Annotated in this window: 13 protein-coding genes and 1 pseudogene; 8 read left to right on the forward strand and 6 right to left on the reverse strand. The window is 49.3% G+C overall.

Annotated features, from left to right (window positions below; all coding sequences use genetic code 11):
* The 4 genes and pseudogenes from IQ260_RS11750 to IQ260_RS11765 form a co-directional block, all read left to right on the forward strand.
* Positions 1-566, forward strand: a pseudogene (locus IQ260_RS11750) (NAD(P)H-quinone oxidoreductase subunit F); the annotation flags it as partial.
* A gap of 10 nt (positions 567-576) precedes the next feature.
* Entirely contained in the window at positions 577-2,151 is a 1,575-nt protein-coding gene (locus IQ260_RS11755) for an NADH-quinone oxidoreductase subunit M (protein WP_193993298.1), read from the forward strand.
* Positions 2,148-3,287: a CO2 hydration protein gene (locus IQ260_RS11760; protein ID WP_193993299.1), complete on the forward strand. Its 1,140-nt coding sequence runs from the start codon at positions 2,148-2,150 to the stop codon at positions 3,285-3,287. The genes IQ260_RS11755 and IQ260_RS11760 overlap by 4 nt, the downstream gene beginning before the upstream one ends.
* Positions 3,288-3,398: 111 nt before the next feature.
* On the forward strand, positions 3,399-5,789 hold the full coding sequence (locus IQ260_RS11765) for a heavy metal translocating P-type ATPase (protein ID WP_193993300.1): 2,391 nt from the start codon (positions 3,399-3,401) through the stop codon (positions 5,787-5,789).
* A gap of 133 nt (positions 5,790-5,922) precedes the next feature.
* Here IQ260_RS11765 and IQ260_RS11770 read toward each other — a convergent pair whose 3' ends face one another.
* The 5 genes from IQ260_RS11770 to IQ260_RS11790 form a co-directional block, all read right to left on the reverse strand.
* On the reverse strand, positions 5,923-6,513 hold the full coding sequence (locus IQ260_RS11770) for a Maf family protein (RefSeq protein WP_193993301.1): 591 nt from the start codon (positions 6,511-6,513) through the stop codon (positions 5,923-5,925).
* An 18-nt stretch (positions 6,514-6,531) separates the two neighbouring features.
* A complete protein-coding gene (gene psbP, locus IQ260_RS11775) occupies positions 6,532-7,080 on the reverse strand; it encodes a photosystem II reaction center PsbP (protein ID WP_193993302.1) in 549 nt (182 codons plus the stop codon).
* Positions 7,081-7,194: 114 nt separating this feature from the next.
* Positions 7,195-8,718, reverse strand: a complete 1,524-nt coding sequence (locus tag IQ260_RS11780) for a DUF697 domain-containing protein (protein WP_228015892.1) — start codon at positions 8,716-8,718, stop codon at positions 7,195-7,197.
* Positions 8,719-8,812: 94 nt separating this feature from the next.
* Positions 8,813-10,186, reverse strand: a complete 1,374-nt coding sequence (locus tag IQ260_RS11785) for a DUF697 domain-containing protein (RefSeq protein WP_193993303.1) — start codon at positions 10,184-10,186, stop codon at positions 8,813-8,815.
* 147 nt (positions 10,187-10,333) lie between these two features.
* The gene (locus IQ260_RS11790; RefSeq protein WP_193993304.1) at positions 10,334-11,206 is read right to left on the reverse strand and encodes an alpha/beta fold hydrolase; all 873 of its coding nucleotides are present in this window, start codon (positions 11,204-11,206) and stop codon (positions 10,334-10,336) included.
* A 133-nt stretch (positions 11,207-11,339) separates the two neighbouring features.
* On the opposite strand from IQ260_RS11790, the gene IQ260_RS11795 reads away from it, so the two are divergent.
* Positions 11,340-12,173, forward strand: a complete 834-nt coding sequence (locus IQ260_RS11795; protein ID WP_193993305.1) for a PRC-barrel domain-containing protein — start codon at positions 11,340-11,342, stop codon at positions 12,171-12,173.
* Between the two features lie 27 nt (positions 12,174-12,200).
* Here IQ260_RS11795 and IQ260_RS11800 read toward each other — a convergent pair whose 3' ends face one another.
* Positions 12,201-13,055, reverse strand: a complete 855-nt coding sequence (locus tag IQ260_RS11800; RefSeq protein ID WP_193993306.1) for a tetratricopeptide repeat protein — start codon at positions 13,053-13,055, stop codon at positions 12,201-12,203.
* A gap of 889 nt (positions 13,056-13,944) precedes the next feature.
* Between IQ260_RS11800 and IQ260_RS11805 the strand changes: the two genes are divergently transcribed.
* From IQ260_RS11805 to IQ260_RS11815, 3 genes are all read left to right on the forward strand, one after another.
* Positions 13,945-14,946, forward strand: a complete 1,002-nt coding sequence (locus tag IQ260_RS11805) for a glycosyltransferase family 2 protein (RefSeq protein WP_193993307.1) — start codon at positions 13,945-13,947, stop codon at positions 14,944-14,946.
* Between the two features lie 130 nt (positions 14,947-15,076).
* Complete coding sequence (locus tag IQ260_RS11810; RefSeq protein ID WP_193993308.1) at positions 15,077-16,351, forward strand: glycosyltransferase family 4 protein; 1,275 nt, start codon at positions 15,077-15,079, stop codon at positions 16,349-16,351.
* 323 nt (positions 16,352-16,674) lie between these two features.
* A complete protein-coding gene (locus tag IQ260_RS11815; protein ID WP_193993309.1) occupies positions 16,675-18,870 on the forward strand; it encodes a GumC family protein in 2,196 nt (731 codons plus the stop codon).

The raw sequence follows: 18,870 nt of genomic DNA on the forward strand, positions 1-18,870 counted from the left end.
GGTTAACGGTGTTTAACCTGGTGCGGGTATTTCGTCTGGTCTTTTTGGGAGACGTTACCCCTAAAACCCGACGGTCACCATCGGTGAACTGGCTGATGGGCACACCCATGATTGGCTTGAGTATTTTTGTCTTGGTATTGCCCCTGGCATTGATGCGGATGTCCCTACTGCCGCCGCTGCGCTATTGGCATCCCCCCGTCTTTATCGCCTTAATTTTATCGGGTGTCTTAGGGTTTGTCTTAGGCTGTACGGCTACGCTGAGCCGCTCTTTGGCCCGCTCTACCCAGCGTCCTCTGCGCTTAGCACAGGATCTGCTAGCCAACGATTTTTATACCGAAAAGCTGTACCGAGTCACCGTGGTTTTTCTAGTGAGCCAGTTCTCACGACTGGTGAGTTGGTTCGACCGCTATGTGGTAGACGGAGCCGTCAACCTGGTAGGTATGGTCTCGTTGATGAGTGGAGAAGGGCTGAAATATAGTATTTCCGGTCAGTCTCAAGGCTACATCTTCACCATTGTGTTGGGGGTGAGTCTGCTGGGCTTTTTAATGACCTGGGCAATGTGGTGAGGGGAAACTGATGCTGAGTGCGTTGTTATTGATTCCATTACTGGGGGCACTGGTCATTGGCTGTTGGCCCGGTAAGCTGTCGAGCGAGCGAGCCAGACAGCTGAGTATAGGCTGTCTGGTGATTAACCTAATCGTCAGCCTATACCTGCTAAGTCAATTTGATCTATCTATCACGGGGCTACAGTTTCAAGAATCCATCCCCTGGCTCGAAGAGCTAGGACTAGGGTATGAACTGGGGATCGATGGACTATCGTTACCGCTGCTAATTATTAATAGTCTGCTGTCCCTGGTGGCGGTATATGCCAGCGAGAGCGATGTACGTCGCCCCAAGCTCTACTATGCCCTGCTACTAATCATTACCTTTGCAGTCGCTGGTGCATTTGTTGCCCAAAATTTGTTGCTCTTTTTTATTTTTTACGAACTAGAGCTGATTCCCCTGTATCTTTTGATTGCCATTTGGGGTGGCCCGCAGCGGGGCTACGCAGCCACTAAGTTTCTGATTTACACCGCCCTATCCGGTATTTTGATTCTGGCTTCATTTTTAGGGCTGGTTTGGCTAAGTGGCTCCTCAAGCTTTGACTACAGTGCCACGATGGCCCATGGTCTGCCATGGATCCAGCAGGCCGTATTGTTGGCGGCACTGTTAATTGGCTTCGGCATCAAAATTCCTCTGTTCCCTCTCCATACTTGGCTACCCGATGCCCACGTCCAGGCATCCACACCGATTTCAGTGTTGCTGGCAGGGGTGCTGCTCAAACTAGGAACCTACGGATTATTTCGGTTTGGCGTCTGTACCTTTTCAGAAGTGTGGGTAGATTTAGCCCCTTATCTAGCCTGGTGGGCGGTGGTCAGTGTCCTCTATGGTTCTTTGGCAGCCATTGCTCAAACGGACATGAAGAAGATGGTGGCCTACAGCTCGGTGGGACACATGGGCTATGTGCTGTTGGCGGCGGCCGCGTCTAATCCCTTAAGCTTTGTGGGCACCGTGTTTCAGATGGTTAGCCACGGGTTTATTTCAGCCCTACTGTTTTTAGTGGTCGGGGTGGTTTACAAAAAGACCGGTACCCGTGACTTAACTGTACTCAGAGGTTTGCTCAATCCGGAACGGGGATTGCCCCTGATTGGCAGTGTCATGGTGCTAGCGGTGATGGCCAGTGCCGGTATCCCAGGTATGGTGGGCTTTATTTCCGAGTTTATTGTCTACCGTGGCAGCTTTGTTAGCTTTGTGCCCCAAACCCTGTTGTGTTTACTGGGGTCTGGTCTAACGGCGGTGTATTTCTTACTGCTGGTCAATCGTGCCTTTTTTGGCAGATTGGCGGTGACTGAGAAACAGGCCATTGCCACGGACTCTGCTCTATCGGCAGTAACCTGGCAGGATCGGCTGCCGGCATTGGCCCTAGTCAGTTTGTTGTTTTTGTTTGGTCTCAGCCCCAGCTGGATGACTCGCTGGATTGAACCGACGACAACAGCAATGTATGACGCTATGCCCGTCAAGCTGGAGCGATCGTCATCACATCGACTATCTTCTGTACCAGTTGCTGAGACTTCTACGGCCACCTGCTTGGATGGGGACTGCGCTTTATGACTCAAACTATGCCTTCTCAATTGAATAATATTCATCCCTTTGCCCACTATGCTGACCGCCTGCTCTCCGGTGGAACGTTGTTGCCGGATACACCTGACAATGTGCTTGAGGCCATGGGAGCCCTCGATAGCTATGGCATTGTGTTAGATCGCTATTCCATTAACCTGATTCACATTGCCGATCATCAGTTTTTGAACCTGTTTCCAGTGTTCAAGTATTTTGACGGTGATATTAATCCAGCGAAGATGTGGCAGCATTTTTGCCATGATCGGATCAACTATGAGTATGCCGAATACACCATGAGAGCGATGATGTGGCACGGTGGTGGTGGGTTGGACGCCTATTTGGATACAGAGGAGTTTCGGGAAAACTGTCGGGTTGCGATCGCAGCCAAAATCAAACTTAACCCCGTATTACAGCTATTCCATCGCGCGTTCCCTGAGTTTCTGATCGAGCAGATTCGCCAACTCTCCTACTACAGTGGTTTGGGGCAGTTTTGGCGCGTCATGAGCGATATTTTCACGTCCCTAGCGGACCGCTATCGTCGCGGGGAAATTACTCACATTCCCCAGATTGTCGATCACATCACAGCTGGCCTGGTAGCCGATGCAGCCCGCCCTATTACCTACAGCGTTGACATCGGTGGGAAAAGCTACGATATTTTACCGGCCTCGGCGGGGCTGACATTCCTACCAGATACGGCCATCCCCTACGTGGAGTCCATTTTCTTTCGCGGGACGCCTTTCCTTGGAACCGTCTCCTATAATGCCCAAGCCCAGCAAATCTCCCCTGACAAAAGCCGCTTTACCTATGGCGCGCTCTACGCGGATCCATTACCCATTGGGGGTAGCGGCATCCCACCCACGCTGCTAATGCAGGATATGTTTCGCCACATGCCGGACTATCTAGAAGCTCACTATCTCAAGAGTGTGCGAGGGTTAGGGGATGTGCGAGTCAAGATTTGTGCCAGTTTTCAGCGGTCCATGTTCTGTGTGACCAATGCCGCTTTGATCGGCCTGTTGCCCAAAGGGGCTGATGCCACCGATCCTGAAGACATCGCAGCCAATCGTGAGTTTTTACTGGGCTGGATGGATCGGTTAGCCTCCTCTCAACTCGAGCAGGTACAGATCCCCTAGATTTTCATTTGGCATATTGGCGAAAATTTTCCTTGAGAGTTTGTGAGGGCTGCCCCAATTCACATCAATCAGCGCTAGGCTCAAACCAATTAACTGACACAATGCCCGCCTATGTCTTCGACGGTGTCACAGCCCTCTGTGTCTCCTCTAGCGTCTGAGCCATCCCCCGCTGAACCATCGCCATCGGTTGCTGTACTCAATGTGGATGGCATGATGTGTGCTGGCTGTGCTCGAGCTGTGGAAACAGAGCTGCTGCAATGTGAGGGTGTGGCTATGGCCACAGTGAATTTAGTCACAAAAGCAGCGGCAGTGGAGTACGAAGCTGGTCAAGTAGAGCCTGAACAGCTGGCTACGGTGCTAACCGAGGCTGGGTTCCCCAGTCAGCTACGTCAAGGGGAAACAGCAGGTAATTGGGCGGAGCAACAGGCTGCTGAGCAACAGGGTCAGGGCTGGCGAGTTGCGATCGCACTCACGCTGTTAGCGTTATCTATTCTGGGCCACCTCAACCACCTTGAGCACCACGTTGGCAGCTGGGCTCCTAACGTGACGCTGCCTGTACTGACGAGCCTTTGGTTTCATTTTGCCCTGGCAACATTGACCCTCGTGGGACCGGCCAGAGGCATTTTGCAAGATGGCTGGCAAGGAGCCCGGCGGGCTCGGCCCAACATGAATACGCTCGTCAGCGTTGGCACCTTAAGCGCCTATTTTGCCAGCGTGGTGGCCTTGGCCCTACCGCAGCTGGGTTGGGAATGCTTTTTTGACGAGCCTGTGATGCTGCTGAGTTTTATTCTGCTGGGACGTACCCTCGAAGACCGGGCTCGGTTTCGGGCCACAGCAGCCCTACGCAGTCTAATTTCTCTACAGCCCAGCATGGCCCGATTGATCACAGGGAGCGAGCCTGGCCAAACCGTCGAGATTCCCATCGCTCACGTACAAGTGGGAGATGCGCTACAGGTACTGCCCAGTGATAAAATCCCTGTGGATGGCCACATTCAACAGGGCCAAACAACCGTTAATGAAGCCCTAGTCACTGGCGAGGCGTTATCTGTAACCAAGCAGGTGGGGGATACCGTGATCGGCGGCACCCTCAATCAATCAGGCACGATTGTTGTCAGTGTGAATCGCACGGGTGCTGATAGCACGCTGGCCCAGATGATTGCGTTAGTGGAATCGGCCCAAACTCGAAAAGCGCCGATTCAAGGGCTGGCCGATTCTATATCGGGCTATTTTACCTATGGCATTCTCACCCTGGCCTTGGTTACATTTCTCTTCTGGTATGGTGTCGGTGTTAGCCTCTGGCCGGAGGCGGCACAAGCGGCTCTAAATCCGCACCACCTGAACCAGACGGGCCATCAGCTGCCAGAGGCTTCAGCTCTATTGGTGAGTTTAAAACTTGCGATCGCAGTAATCGTCATCGCCTGTCCCTGTGCCCTGGGGCTAGCCACACCGATGGCAATTTTGGTAGGTTCGGGCATTGGTGCCCAGCGAGGGTTGCTCGTGCGCGGTGGCGACATTCTTGAAACGGCCCATCGCTTAGATACCGTCATCTTTGATAAGACCGGCACATTAACCACTGGTCAGCCTTGGGTTACCGACTGCCGCAGCTATGCACCTAGTCTGAGTCACGATGATGTACTCCAGCTAGCCGCCAGTGTAGAACAGGGGACACGTCACCCGTTAGCAGCAGCTATCTTGGCAGCAGCGACCCAACGTCAGTTGGCCCTGACCGATGTGACCGATGGCGTTACCACCCCAGGGCTCGGGGTAACGGCTAACCTCCATGGACAAACGATTCATGTAGGCAGTGCCGCCTGGTTAAATCAGGCCCATATATCCATTGACCTGGCCAGAGGTGAGGCTCATACCTTCAGCACCCAAGGCAAAACCCTAGTTTATATAGCTGTAGATCAGCAGCTAGTGGGTTTGCTGGCCATCGCCGACCGTCTGCGGGACGAGGCCGCCTCGGTGATTAAACACCTGCAGGCTAAAAACTTAGACGTGCAGCTACTCAGCGGCGATCAGCCAGCCGTTGTGCAGGGCCTAGCCCAGGAGTTAGACATTGCTGTCTTCCAAGGGCAAATGACGCCCGCAGCCAAAGTCAACGCGATTGAGAAACTCCAGCAGGCGGGTCGCTGTGTCGGGTTTGTGGGCGACGGCATTAATGACGCCCCCGCCTTAGCCCAGGCAGATGTCGGCATGGCGATGCATTCCGGTACCGACATTGCCATGGAAACAGCTGATATTGTGCTGATGCGCGATGTCCTAGACGATGTCTTAGCCGCCCTCGATCTTAGCCGTAGCACCTTCAACAAAATTCGCCAGAACCTAGCCTGGGCCTTTGGTTATAACCTGGTGACCATTCCGTTAGCCGCAGGAGTGCTTCTGCCCCGGTTTGGGATTGCCCTAAGCCCAGGGTTAGCAGGCGGGCTGATGGCATTTAGTTCTATTGGTGTGGTGCTCAATTCACTGCTGCTGCGCTGGCAAATGAGAGAAAGTTCCTAGTTCTAACTAGCTGCCACAATGCCTGCTAATTCTTCATAAAAGGTCCTACAGGGTTAACTGCTCAATAGGCAATGTTTGCACCACTACAACACCTCCCAATAGCCATCGCCACTCCCGTAGCCTGTGTTTGGCCTTACCAAAAGTCCGTCACTCGATACCCTAACTTACCTAACATGTCTCGCAACATCGGCATACTGAGGCCAATGACGTTAGTGTGACAGCCCTCTAGTTTCTCAATAAAAAAGCTGCCCTTACCGTCAATGGTAAACGCTCCGGCACAGTTCATGGGTTCACCAGTAGCGACGTAGTCTTCGATTTCGCGATCGCTAACCCAAGCAAAGTGCACCCGAGTTACCTGGCAGCGGGTAAGAACCCTGGCGGCTTGGGGAGATATTAATGTGTGTCCCGTAAACAGCTCACCGACACTGCCCCGCATCTGCCACCAGCGCTTGACGGCGGCTTCTGGGTTCTCAGGCTTACCGTAAATGACACCGTCAAATGCCAGCACCGAATCACACCCCAACACCACAGCATTGGGAAACAGGGGGGCGACGGCTTCTGCTTTACCTAAGGATAGGGCTTTTACCAGGGCGGCTGGATCACTGAGAGTAATTTGGTCTTCGTCAAACTTACTGGGCGATACAAATGGTTGTACGCCCGCATTGAGCAAAAGCTGTCGCCTGGCTGGAGACGCTGACGCTAGGACAAATTGAGGAGCAGCCATAGGACCTAATGGTGTGACCTAATAGACGGAGAAAGAGGCGACTGATTGAGTTAACGAATTTTTCAATCGCTTCCAGCGGGCTTCGGGCACTGATGCATTAAAGGTAAATAGCTGACCACGTCGCACAATCGCGCTAGCTAAATTGTGGCGCTGGCCATCGGGCGTGGTGGTTAAGTACTCAAGGATGTAATAGGTTTTACCATTGTCGGTTTCCACATTCTGGGCATTGACCAGTTCCACGTCGCGATCGTTACCCGCCACAGCTGTAATGCTTTTGGATAGCTTATAGCCCACCTCGGTGGGGCCTCCTAATTCTTCTAGAGTTTTACCCTCCGCCACTGGGCTGACCACCACACTGACATTTTCAGTCGCGTTAATAATGTCGTGAAAGACAACATCTGGGCCCTCAGAAACGTTCACCTCGATCCAGCCAGTGGGGTAGCTGAACTGATAGCCCTGATAGCTATTGACGTAGTCCAGCAAACTTACAGGAGCTGAGCCACTGCAGGCCTGCAAACCAAACATCGTGGCCAACACAATCATCAGAGCAGCGAGTCGCTTTAGCATTGGGAATACCCGTTAAGTAATGTGAAATGAATTGACATCTTTCATTGTCGCATTTTGTGGAAAGTCTTTGTAGGGTTAGCCCTGCTCCCAGGCAACCGCCAGTCAGCCATGGGCTTAGGGGTCTATTGGTCCTGGTTGGGCATATTGCTTTTCTATCGTCTGCCGCACTTCCTGCTGCAAACGCTCAAGGGCGGAATCCGTTTTTGCCTCAGCGACGATGGTACGCATCAGAGTTTTGATCCCCTGAGGTCCCCAGGAACAGCCTTGCTCTAGATATACGCGGGCTGCCTGACCCACGGCATAGGTGCCATAGCCCGCCGCTGCGGCTTGAGCCCCCATGGCTCCAGCATAGGCGGTGAGTCCAGAGGCTCCATCAACCATGCTCCACAGGGCGGCTCCACTTTTGCCAATGCCCAGGAGTAAGCCGCTGCCAAGCTCGCTCAAGAGCAGGGTGCCCGAGCTACGGACAATCGCCTGCCAAAGCTTGCTAGCTTCAAAGTTAGTCATGGGAAAACCGTAGAGTTTAGCCAGGTTACGGATCATCACTAAGTCAGAGGTCACTCCCCCCAGTAGATCCAGAACCGCTACTGGATTTAAGGCGACAGCAACGGATTTATATTTTGCAAATTGTAAGATGATGTCGTCAGCAGCGGTCTGGTTGAGTGCCGCCGTGGCTTTGGCAAGGTTGATATCAACCTGATTGGCTTGATGCAGAGTATTGAGGGCAACCAGGGTCGGCCCGTCAGTAGTACATAACTCAATCAGGGCTGTCTTTAGGGGTTCAATGTTTGGTGCAGGGGTCTCCCATTCTTCTGTAACCCGGCCATCGGACCATTCTATACGGACCTGCAGGGGTGAGGGTTCTGCCGCTATCAAGATAATATCGTCCACGATCGGCAGATCTGATGGCGGGACGGTAGCTTTTTCGTCTTCAGCGTCTTCAGAATTGGGGCTGAGGGTTAGCTGAACTTGAAGCCGTTTGAGATTGTCATAAACGGCTTGGCAATCCGTATCTGGATACAGATCTATTTTGTTAAAGACCAGCAGGAGGGGTTTACGGGTCTGGTGGAGGGTTTGTAGGGCGGTATATTCTGTGCGGGTAATGTCCCCAGCCACCACAAATAAAATTAAGTCCGCCTGCTGGGACACCTCTCGAGCTATTTGCCCCCGTTCAGCTCCCTCTATTTCATCTAGACCTGGAGTGTCAATTAGCTCAAGTTTTAGAGCGGGTTCTCCGGCTGGGACTGAAGGCATCCAGTAAAGGGACCGAGGCCATTGGGTGACACCGTTAAGGGGACCCGTTTCAAGAATCTTCTCGCCAATGAGGGCATTAAGCACAGCGGATTTACCTCGGCTAACCAGGCCAAAAACCGCCACCCGCAGTAGGGTGCTATCTAGTTTATTTAGCAGAACCGTGAGCTGGTCAATCCCTGACTTGACGGCGGCCTGGCGCTTGAGTTCGTCGCTGTCTGAGCGAGTTAGCTCAAGTTGAGGAATATAGCGGTCAATCGTTTGCCTTAGACTGTCACGGACTTGGTCCACTAGCGGATGGACTTTAGCAGAAACGCTAGCTGGAAACTCTGGAGACAGAGTGCTCCCATGGTTAGACATGGGCTGAATCGGAGCTGGATCAGTCATGGTAGAGGATGGCCAGAGCTGAGTTTTTTAGGCTGAGAATCTGGTCTTGAGGACAGGGGCAGACCACTCACTGATGTCTACCCCAGCGTGGAATCTAGGCAGCAGACTTGACAGTAGTGCTAGGTAAATGAGGCAGTGCCTGGGTAACAAACTCTCTGAGGGCCAGACCCTGACGGGCCTGCTGAAATAGAGCTTGCAGACGACTGCCCAGACCTTCAAAATTGAGTTCTGTTGTCTCTAGCAGACTTTGTTCTTCAAAGTAGTCGATCAGAGTGAGACCAGCTAAACGGGTAAGATAGGCGGCACTGATACCTTGCAAAGCACCCCCAGCCACATAGGTTGCAATGTGTCCTTTGAGAATGGTGCCAAAGGCCTGGGTCGCTAGCTCAACCAGCCCCAACTGGACGGTGAGTTTGGCAATGGTCCCAGCAGCGGCTTTGGCTTGGTCCATCGAGAATGTTTGGCCGTAGATAGCGCCCAGGTCAAGCACTAGCTGACCGGTAATGGCGGCAGTTGCTAGCAGATCGACCGTAACGAGAGGGCTAGCAAAGGTAGTTCCAGCGGCGATCCACTGCATGCGCTCGATGACGGGCATTGCTTTTTGGCGGCGATACTCGTTAAGGGTTTGGGTGATGCGCTGCTGCAGATCTTTGGTCTGGCGCAGGGTGGTGGCCATAACTAGGGAGGTGGGGGCGGCGGCACATGTATCTAGATGCTGGGTAAGGGTAGCAATATCAGCGGCAGGCTGTTCAAGAAATTCAGTGACATCGCCTGACTCGCTATGACGACGAACCTTGATCGGGTTGGGGTTAGCTGCGATCGCAACCACATCCACCCCTCGCACAGCGACCCGACCCTTAATCCGGTCCAGAATCACCGCCTTATCCATGGAGGAGTACTGATCTTGTTTATTGAGCACCACCAGCACCTGATAGCCATCGGCAATCAGCGTTTCTAAGTGATTGAGTTCAGACGCCGTCATATCCCCAGCAATCACCAGCAGCACCAGATCGGCATCGTTGGTATTAATGCACTGGTCAGTAAAGGTTATGGCGGGTAATTCAGATGCCTGGAGGCAGTTGAGGAGCGCTGTCTTACCGGTGGACTTGTGGCCAGCAATAGCAACCTTTAAATGGGTTCGCTCTAGACTATCAAGGAGTAAATCATGCTCAGTGCGATAAATTTCTGCTTGGGCAACAGCCTGGCTATTTTCAGTGAGCAGCCGATCGATTAGCTGGTCTGCCCGCTCCAAAGCTTGATCGAGCACATCGCGTTCAACCGTGACTTGTTGAGGGATGGAAGCAACCAGATCGTGCTGAGCCTGCTGACGCCACCACCATAGTCCTGAGCCCAGTGCGATCGCACCAAGCGTGAGCGTGGGCACATGATGTGCGACGTCGAGCAGCCATAGGCTAGCACTCAACCCTAAACCACCAATCAGAATAGGACGCTTGATTGCAATATCCATAAGTCCCAATACCCACGAGTTGCTTCTACTACATTTTATAAAGCCAGAGCTAGGCCACTGGGTGAAAAACCCAACAGAATTAACACAAGCCTTAAAAATTCAGCCATTTAGCGGTGGGGGTAACACTACTTACGCCTGTGGTTAGCTCTATTTCTTAAAGAAATTCATCAGCGCATGATAGGTTTGCTCAGGCGCTTCTTCCGGCAAGAAATGACCACAGGGAAGTGCTTTGCCCTCAACGAGCGTGGCATATCGCTGCCAAATGCTAACCACATCATAGTGTTTTTCAATAGCACCATAGGCCCCCCAGAGCACTAAGAGGGGGCATCGAATTTTATTGCCTAAATCGGTTTCATCATGGGCCAGGTCAATAGTGGCAGCGGCCCGATAGTCTTCACAAGTGCTATGAATGGTCTCAGGGCGGCGGAAGCAACGCAGATATTCAGCCATAGCTTCCGGTTTAAACGCATTAGTACTGGCACTCCAGCGGTTTAATTTAGTTGTGAGATAAAAGTCTGGATCATAACCAATTAGCCGCTCAGGTAAACGATCTGGCTGAATTAAGAAAAACCAATGCTCATAGATACTCGCCATGGACTGATCAATAGTCTGAAAAATGTGGCGAGTAGGAACGATATCTAACAGGGCCGCTCGGGTAACCCGAGTGGGATGATCGAGCAACAAGCGATGCAGAACCCGTCCACCTCGGTCGTGACCTGCGGCCATAAAGGTGTCAAACCCCAGGGCTGCCATCATCTCGATTTGATCCTGAGCAACCGTTCGTTTGGCATAGACGGCATGCTCAGCATCGGTAGGGGGATGACCGCTATCCCCATAGCCTCGTAGATCGCTACAAACCACTGTAAAGTGCTGAGCCAGCCGGGGGGCAATCAGATGCCACATAACATGGGTTTGAGGATACCCATGGAGCAACAGCAGAGGAGGACCACTGCCGCCAATCAGGGTATGGATATGGGTGTCTGCAGTTTGAATAGTATGGGTTTGAAAGTTAGAAAACATGGCGGCAGCGATTGATATCTTAGGTTAGGTCCCAGAGCTATGCTCATCCAATTGGCTAGACTTGGACGCTAACTGTCAGCCAAGAAACAAGAGATGGGTGCTATAAATCAAGTACAGGCGTTTTTGTAGTGCTATGACTGATACTGATTCCGTCCTGCAACAAAGTCTCCTTTTGGGATACTTGATGCTCGATTATGACACTACTGATGAGCTAGGAGTGGTGGATAATCTGCTAGTGGATATTTCCCAAGGACGGGTGGTGGGGCTTGTCTGCCAAGGAGCCGCCTGGCAGCGACAGAGGCCGATCTACAGCTGGCAACAGATCGCCAGCATTGGCACCGATAGCATTATGCTCCATGGACAAGGTGCCCAAATGCCAACGACTGCTGCCCAATCGATGCTTGGCTTAGAAGTATGGACAGATACAGGCAACTGCGTGGGGCAGATTGTTGATTATCGCTTCCGACGTCAGGGGCATATAGTCCAGTATCTATTTGCTCAAGCGGACCAGCCAGGTCTATATGGACTGGCTCCCGATGCTATCATCAGTGCCGGACGCAAGCGCATGATGGTAGCAGCTCAGGCGGTGGAACAGGCCGAATACTTTGCGGATGAGGGTGTCCCCAGACCTTCTACAAATTGGCAAGCCACAGCACAGACCGCCCAGTCTCTGGTCGAACAGGTACAGCAACAGGCTCAAGGGCTATCGGACTATGCTCAAGAGCGTTTGCTCTCCGACGATCTCAATGAACAGCTGCAGTCTACGACACGACAGTTCCAGGATCGAACCCAGAACTTGCGATCTCAGCTCGATCAACAAGTATCCAAAGCTAAAAAACGTCTAGGTCCCCTAAATAAAGCGTTGGAAAACACCGTAGAAAATACCCTCGACCGCTTTAGTGAGCCAGACAATAGTACTTCACCGATTGATTTAGACTCATTTGAAGTCTGGGAAGACGATGACTGACACGGCAAAGATAAAGGTTAAGCTGCCTTAACGGGCATGCCGTTGACTAAGGGACAGCGAGCGGGCATTACCTCGATTGTTCAGCGACGCAACTTGAGCTGGGGCAAGATAGTCTTGAAGGATCGTTTGGAGCTGCTCTAAGGTTTGCGGATAGACCTCAGGAAGAGGTGGGTTCAGCTGCAACGCTTTACAGTAATCACCCATCGCGCCTGGATAATCGCCTAGCTCGATCCTCAGGTTCGCTCGGTTGTGATAGGCATCTGTAAAATCTGAATTAAGGGTGATGGCTTGATTGAAGTCTGCCAAAGAACGTGCATAATCAACCTGATAAAAATAAACCAGACCCCGATTATTATAGGTATCTGCACAGTCTGGATTGAGGGCCAGAGCCCGGTTGAGGTCATAAAGAGCCGTCTGGGTCTTACCGTATCGCAGCCAGCTGATTCCCCGCCATAGATAAGCTTTAGAGAAACGCGGCTGGAGTTCAAGAGCGTAGTCAAAATCCCGCACGGCTCCTGTATAGTCGGTCAAATCTAAGCGCAGCAGTCCACGATTGCAATAGCCCCTGGCGGACAGGGGCGCCAGCTGAATACTGCGTTCAAAATCTTCTAGGGCAGCGTCTGTATGGCCTAAATGGCGCTGGCTATTGCCTCGGTTTAGGTAAGCAGCTGCATAGTGGGGGGTAAGATGAATGGCCCAGCTAAAGTCCTCAATGGCGATGCCATATTCGCCCATGGCATAGTGGGCACAGCCTCGGTTGTAATAGGCTTTGGCATAGTTGGGCAGAGACTCAATGACGGTATTGAAAATTGCGATCGCACCTACACAGTCTTGCCGCCGTGCCAAGTCCACACCCTGATTCAATCGACCCTTCACAGTCATGCAGCCCCATCTCACCACAAATCACACCATCAAAGTACAGTCTTTCTAGAGGTCATACCGCAGGGTACACACCTACTACGGAAATTCTTTTGCTAACATACAGTTCAGTAAAGACCATAAGTACACGACAGCACACGAAATTTCCGTATATCCACGGAGACTGGTTGCACTAGCACACCATCCCTGTAACGATTAACCCATAACTATTGCCCTTATCGTTATTCTTAGTCTGTATGAAAGAAAGAGCCCATTAAATTCGAAAACATATAACGGTCCTTTGCATATCTTTAATAAATAGACAAACTTGTTATGAATCTGACGCTCATGTATCGGCTATGAACGGCGATATGCGGAAATAAGAATATAGTTAATCAAAACTGGGCACATTATGCGGGGTACTCAATATATCTATCCAATAAGAAAACTCAGTTACACAGCCATTTCAGCATGGCTGTGTAAAGTGCTGAGAGTCGATAGGACTTTTGCTCCAGACGGTTACCTCAGCTGCTGAGTACGATGCTTATAGCTGCAAAACACTGACATTGTTAGAGCTTTTACGCAGACAGACAAAGATTATACGAATGTTCCTGATTCGTTGACTCTATGAATGTGTGTATTTCATCAGTGACTGATCTCTTAAGATTCAACAAACCTGAGAAAATTTGAAACCTCAGCAATCCACTTTGAACATTACAGCTAGTTTTAGCAAGAGCACTCTAATTAGCACCTCACGCGTTTAGTATCTAGAACGGCATACTAAGCTACTTCAAAGGATTTTAGACGAGTAGTCTTTACATTAGTCCGCTGAATGTCATGTATTTTATCGCTCTGCTGTCATTCTGTCTGAATGGTTTTATAAAGTTGTTTTTAAGCACCCACTAAAACTCTTATGAATCAACTTGGTTTTGTTGTTATTGGGAGAAACGAAGGAGACAGACTGGTTCGATGTCTGAAATCCTTAAGAACTCAGTGTCCTGAGACAGCCCCTATCGTCTATGTTGATTCGGGTTCCACCGATGGGAGTGTCGAGTTTGCTAAATCAGTAGGAGCTGATGTTGTTTCATTAGACCTTTCTAAGCCATTTTCTATGGCAAGAGGTCGTAATGCTGGTTGGAAATATCTTCAGCAGACCTATTCAGAAATTAAGTATATTCAGTTTCTCGATGGTGATTGTGAGCTCATCCCTGGCTGGCTAGACAATGCATTCCAGAGCATCGAAAGTGATGAGTCGCTAGCAATCGTCTGTGGACGTAGACGAGAGCGTTTTCCTGACGACTCCGTTTACAACCTATTGGCGGAAATGGAGTGGAATACTCCTGTGGGCGAAGCAGAGGCCTGTGGTGGAGATGCCTTAATCCGCATGACTGCTATTTTAGAAGTAGATGGCTATAACCCTGCCATGATCTGTGGTGAAGAACCAGAGATGTGCATTCGACTGCGCCAGCGCGGCTGGAAAATTCAAAGAATTGCAGCTGATATGACAAAGCACGACCTAGCTATGCATCACTTTGGGCAGTGGTGGAAACGGATGACACGGGCAGGCTGGTCTGTTGCAGAAGGTTTCTCCATGCATGGAAAAACTGAAGAGCAGTATATGGCAAGAGAATATCGCAGCGGTTGGGTTTGGGGAGGGCTAATTCCTATGCTTGCGATCGCAATGGCTGGGCTCTCCAAAGGCATTAGCTTACTTCTATTGTTTGCTTATCCATACTTAGGATATCGCATTTACCGTTACCGTCTAGATTACGGTGATAGTGCCCGAGAGTCTCGTATCTACGCGTTATTTTGCACCATATCTAAGTTCCCTCAGCTGATTGGCCAAACAAAATACTGGCTAAATCAAATAACAAAACAGCCTGCACAACTGATTGAATATAAGACATCTTCTTAGATATCGACTTTATATCTATTCAGCTAAATAGAAGTTTGGTTATTTGCTAATTGGTAGAGAAACCTATTGCTTCATTTAGAAATGAAAAAGCATCTTTGCCAGAAAACTTGCCAACTTTGAGCGTAATTTTATGCATGTAGCCTACCTTGTTAATCAATATCCTAAAGTTAGTCATAGTTTTATCAGACGTGAAATCTCGGGTTTAGAAGAATGTGATGTCCGTGTATCCAGGTACTCCATCCGGAGCGTAAATAATACCCTCGTTGACCCTGCAGACCAATCAGAGGCCTTAAAAACCAGAACTATTCTTGATATTGGCTTATTTCTACTCTTTAGCCAGTTGATAATTATGGCAATTAAACGCCCGATTGCATGGTTAAAGTGTTTCAAGATCATGCTGCGTTTGTGGTTTGCTGCCGACAAAAGCTTGTTTCACTACTTTGCTTATATGGCCGAAGCTTGTGTGCTGTTCAATTGGCTAAAGCAAGATGGTGTTACCCATGTCCATGCACATTTTGGAACTAATCCTACATCTGTTGCCCTGCTGTGTCATATGCTAGGCGGACCAACCTATAGCTTCACGGTACATGGACCTGAAGAGTTTGATAAACCCTTAGCTCTATCCTTACCTACAAAAATTGAGCGGGCAAAGTTTGTAGTCGCAATTAGTAACTTTGGTCGCAGCCAACTTTATCGTTGGTGTTCCCATAAACATTGGAATAAAATTCACGTCGTACACTGTGGTTTAGATAGCAGCTTTTTAAGCTATGAATCTTCAGTATCGATACCAGATGAAGCAAATTTTGTATGTGTAGCTCGCTTAAGTGAACAAAAGGGACACTTATTGCTTTTGGAAGCAGTAAAGCAACTAGCTGATAGAGGATATCGATTTAAAGTAGTGCTTGTAGGAGATGGCGAACTCCGTTGCGAACTAGAAAACCTGATTGCTAAGTGGAAGATCGAAGATTTTATAGAAATCACTGGTTGGGCTAGTGGTGCTATTGTCAGAGACAAAATACTAGAATCCCGTGCATTAGTTTTACCTAGTTTTGCTGAGGGATTGCCAGTGGTTATTATGGAAGCTCTAGCATTAGGACGCCCAGTTATCAGTACTTATATTGCTGGTATCCCAGAATTATTAGGGCATAATATTTGTGGCTGGCTGATTCCTTCCGGAAATGTAGATGCTCTAGTGGAAGCCATGAGTAAAGTAATCCATGAACCAATCTCTGTTTTGGAAGACATGGGGCACTTTGGAGCGAAGCAGGTTAGTCAACAACATAATGCATCTATAGAAGCCCGAAAATTACTCCACCTTTTTCAAGACCCAGTAAACACTGAAAAGGAAACAATTATTTCTGAAGTCGGTCGTTCACTTATAGCTAAAGCTTCTCAGAATGTTTAATCCTTATGTTTGTGAGATAAGTCCTCCTTGATTGGCTGTATCTGTTTTGAGAACCTAAATCAACCCTCGTATATAAAGACCGCTTTAAAGTGGCTTCAACGTATCATGAATATAGCCTTTCGCAATGGTTTAAATTTCTTAGGTTCCCATACGGAAAATATATTACTGTTTTGCTTCTGATGTCTGGTTAATTCGTTCTATTTGTATAGGTTGACCTGGGAACTCCACAAAATATGATTTTCAATAGTTGATTCCCTATTTTATTCCTATGACTAATAAAAATAATATAATTGTTGATCTATTTTTGAGTGGAGCATTGCTCTATGGAGCGTAAAGAGTACGAAGGAGAAATTGACTTCCAGAAATATTGGCTAGTCTTAAAGCGTCGCTGGCTGCCAGCAGCTGTAGCCTGTATTGGAATTACCTCTTTATCAGTTGTTGCTGCATTGCTAGAACAGCCTGCCTACGAAGCTAGCGGAAAACTTTTATTTGAATCTGATCGCTCCACCGCCTTAGCTGGAGTTGAAGGACGGGTTGGAGAACTAGAAGCTCTTACCCTAGGCGAAAATCCATTATCAACCCAAGCTGAAATTCTTAAAACAACCGAAATCGCTGAAAAGGTTATTCAAACTCTTGATTTGAAAGACGATGAGGGTAAACCACTTGACCCTAGACTGCTTGTTCAAGGGCTAGATGTGGAAACAATCACGGGTACTGACGTGATGGCCGTAAGTTTTGAATCGTCTGATTCTGAGATTGTGGCTGAAGTCGTTAATCAAGCGATGGAGGAGTTTCTAGAACTAAATATCCTCACGAACCGGGCAGAAGCAGCAGCAGCACGAAAATATATCGAACAAGAGCTTCCTGAAAGTAGGGCGGCGGTTCGAGCGGCTGAAGATGCCATACGCCAGTTCAAAGAGCAGAACCGCATTGTGGTGTTAGAAGAGGAAGCTAATTCCTCTGTTCAGTTACAAAGTGAATTGGACAGACAAATTGCACTACTGAAAGCTGAGCTAGAGGAGGTATCAGCTCAAGCATCTGAATTGCGTCGCCAAGTTGGAACTAGCTCTGAACAAGCCGTTGTTGACAGTGCATTAAGTGAAGCACCGGGCATACAAGAAGTATTGCTTGAACTTCAGGAAGCTCAGAGTTTGTTGGCAGTTGAGCGTACGCGCTACCAATCCAACCACCCAACCATTGCCACATTAGAACGGCAAGTCGCAGCTCTTAATGCAGTATTGCAAGAGCGCGTGTCTGGAATCTTGGGCAACAGTGCTCCTGTTTCAGTTGGAAACTTGCAGATGGGGGAGTTACATCAGCAGCTCACCACAGACCTAGTCCAAACGGAAGTTCAGCGCTTGGGACTAGCTCAGAGATTGCAAGAATTGAACGCGTCTCGAGCAGCGTTTCAGCAACGTTCAGATGTATTTCCAGCCCTAGAAAAGGCAGAACGAGAATTAGAGCGCCAATTATTGCTTGCACAAAATGCATATGAAACCCTCTTAAACAGGCTTCAGGAAACGCAGGTGGCAGAAAATCAAAACATTGGCAATGCTCGCATCATTGAATCAGCTATTCCACCTAAAGATCCACTTGGTTCAAATAGCAAACTTCTAGTGGTAGCAGGAGCACTGGGTGGACTTCTAGTGGGCGCATCAATTGCATTCTTCCTTGACTTGGTAGATAGCTCGGTTAAGACAGTGAAAGAAGCCAAAGAGCTCTTTGATTATCCTTTACTGGGTATTATTCCCCTCTCAACTGCTGGTGGACGGGCTTCTATGCGCACATTCAAATCAGAGCCAGATGAGCCAAGAGTTAGGGTGCAAGACGCACCGAGATCGCCTGTCAGCAAAGCATATCAGATGTTACAGGCCAATCTAAAATGTGTCAGCCCTGACAAGCAGTTGACATCGCTTGTTGTCAGCAGTTCGGTACCCCGTGAAGGCAAATCGGAAGTGTCTGCCAATCTGGCTGCCTCCATGGCTCAAGTGGGACGGAAGATTTTGCTAGTCGATGCTGACTTACAGAATTCCATGCAGCACCATATCTGGAACTTAACTAATGCAGTGGGATTAAGTCATGTCATTGTGGGTCAAGCAGATCTAGATGAGGCCATTCAGCCAGTTAGTCCCTATCTTTCAGTCCTACCAGCGGGAGTTATTCCACCCAATCCAGTAGCGCTTTTAGATTCAGAACGGATGGCATCATTAGTCAAATCCTTCTCAGAGGATTATGACTTTGTCATTTTTGACACACCTCCTCTGGCCGGGAATGCCGATGCATCTATCCTAGGAACACTGGTGGATGGCATTTTATTAGTTGTACGTCCACAAGTGGTTGATACAACTCGAGCAAAAGCGGCAAAAGAATATCTAGTTCGCTCTAATCAGAATATTTTAGGAATTGTAGCGAATGGAATTAAAGTTAGAAACGAGCCAGACAGCTATTTTTACTACATGCGAGAAGACGAAGAAACTCGCGAAAGTGATGGCATTGGACTATCGACGTTGCTGAAATAG

Origin of the sequence: Leptolyngbya cf. ectocarpi LEGE 11479 (genome assembly GCF_015207065.1) — a bacterium.
GTDB lineage: Bacteria > Cyanobacteriota > Cyanobacteriia > Phormidesmidales > Phormidesmidaceae > Leptothoe > Leptothoe ectocarpi.

Coding starts and splice junctions, on each gene's coding strand:
- IQ260_RS11810 (WP_193993308.1), top strand. CDS start 15,077: ATGCATGTAGCCTACCTTGTTAATCAATATCCTAAAGTTAGTCATAGT.
- IQ260_RS11790 (WP_193993304.1), bottom strand. CDS start 11,206: ATGTTTTCTAACTTTCAAACCCATACTATTCAAACTGCAGACACCCAT.
- IQ260_RS11815 (WP_193993309.1), top strand. CDS start 16,675: ATGGAGCGTAAAGAGTACGAAGGAGAAATTGACTTCCAGAAATATTGG.
- IQ260_RS11755 (WP_193993298.1), top strand. CDS start 577: ATGCTGAGTGCGTTGTTATTGATTCCATTACTGGGGGCACTGGTCATT.
- IQ260_RS11760 (WP_193993299.1), top strand. CDS start 2,148: ATGACTCAAACTATGCCTTCTCAATTGAATAATATTCATCCCTTTGCC.
- IQ260_RS11805 (WP_193993307.1), top strand. CDS start 13,945: ATGAATCAACTTGGTTTTGTTGTTATTGGGAGAAACGAAGGAGACAGA.
- IQ260_RS11765 (WP_193993300.1), top strand. CDS start 3,399: ATGTCTTCGACGGTGTCACAGCCCTCTGTGTCTCCTCTAGCGTCTGAG.
- psbP (WP_193993302.1), bottom strand. CDS start 7,080: ATGCTAAAGCGACTCGCTGCTCTGATGATTGTGTTGGCCACGATGTTT.
- IQ260_RS11800 (WP_193993306.1), bottom strand. CDS start 13,055: ATGACTGTGAAGGGTCGATTGAATCAGGGTGTGGACTTGGCACGGCGG.
- IQ260_RS11795 (WP_193993305.1), top strand. CDS start 11,340: ATGACTGATACTGATTCCGTCCTGCAACAAAGTCTCCTTTTGGGATAC.
- IQ260_RS11785 (WP_193993303.1), bottom strand. CDS start 10,186: ATGGATATTGCAATCAAGCGTCCTATTCTGATTGGTGGTTTAGGGTTG.
- IQ260_RS11770 (WP_193993301.1), bottom strand. CDS start 6,513: ATGGCTGCTCCTCAATTTGTCCTAGCGTCAGCGTCTCCAGCCAGGCGA.
- IQ260_RS11780 (WP_228015892.1), bottom strand. CDS start 8,718: ATGACTGATCCAGCTCCGATTCAGCCCATGTCTAACCATGGGAGCACT.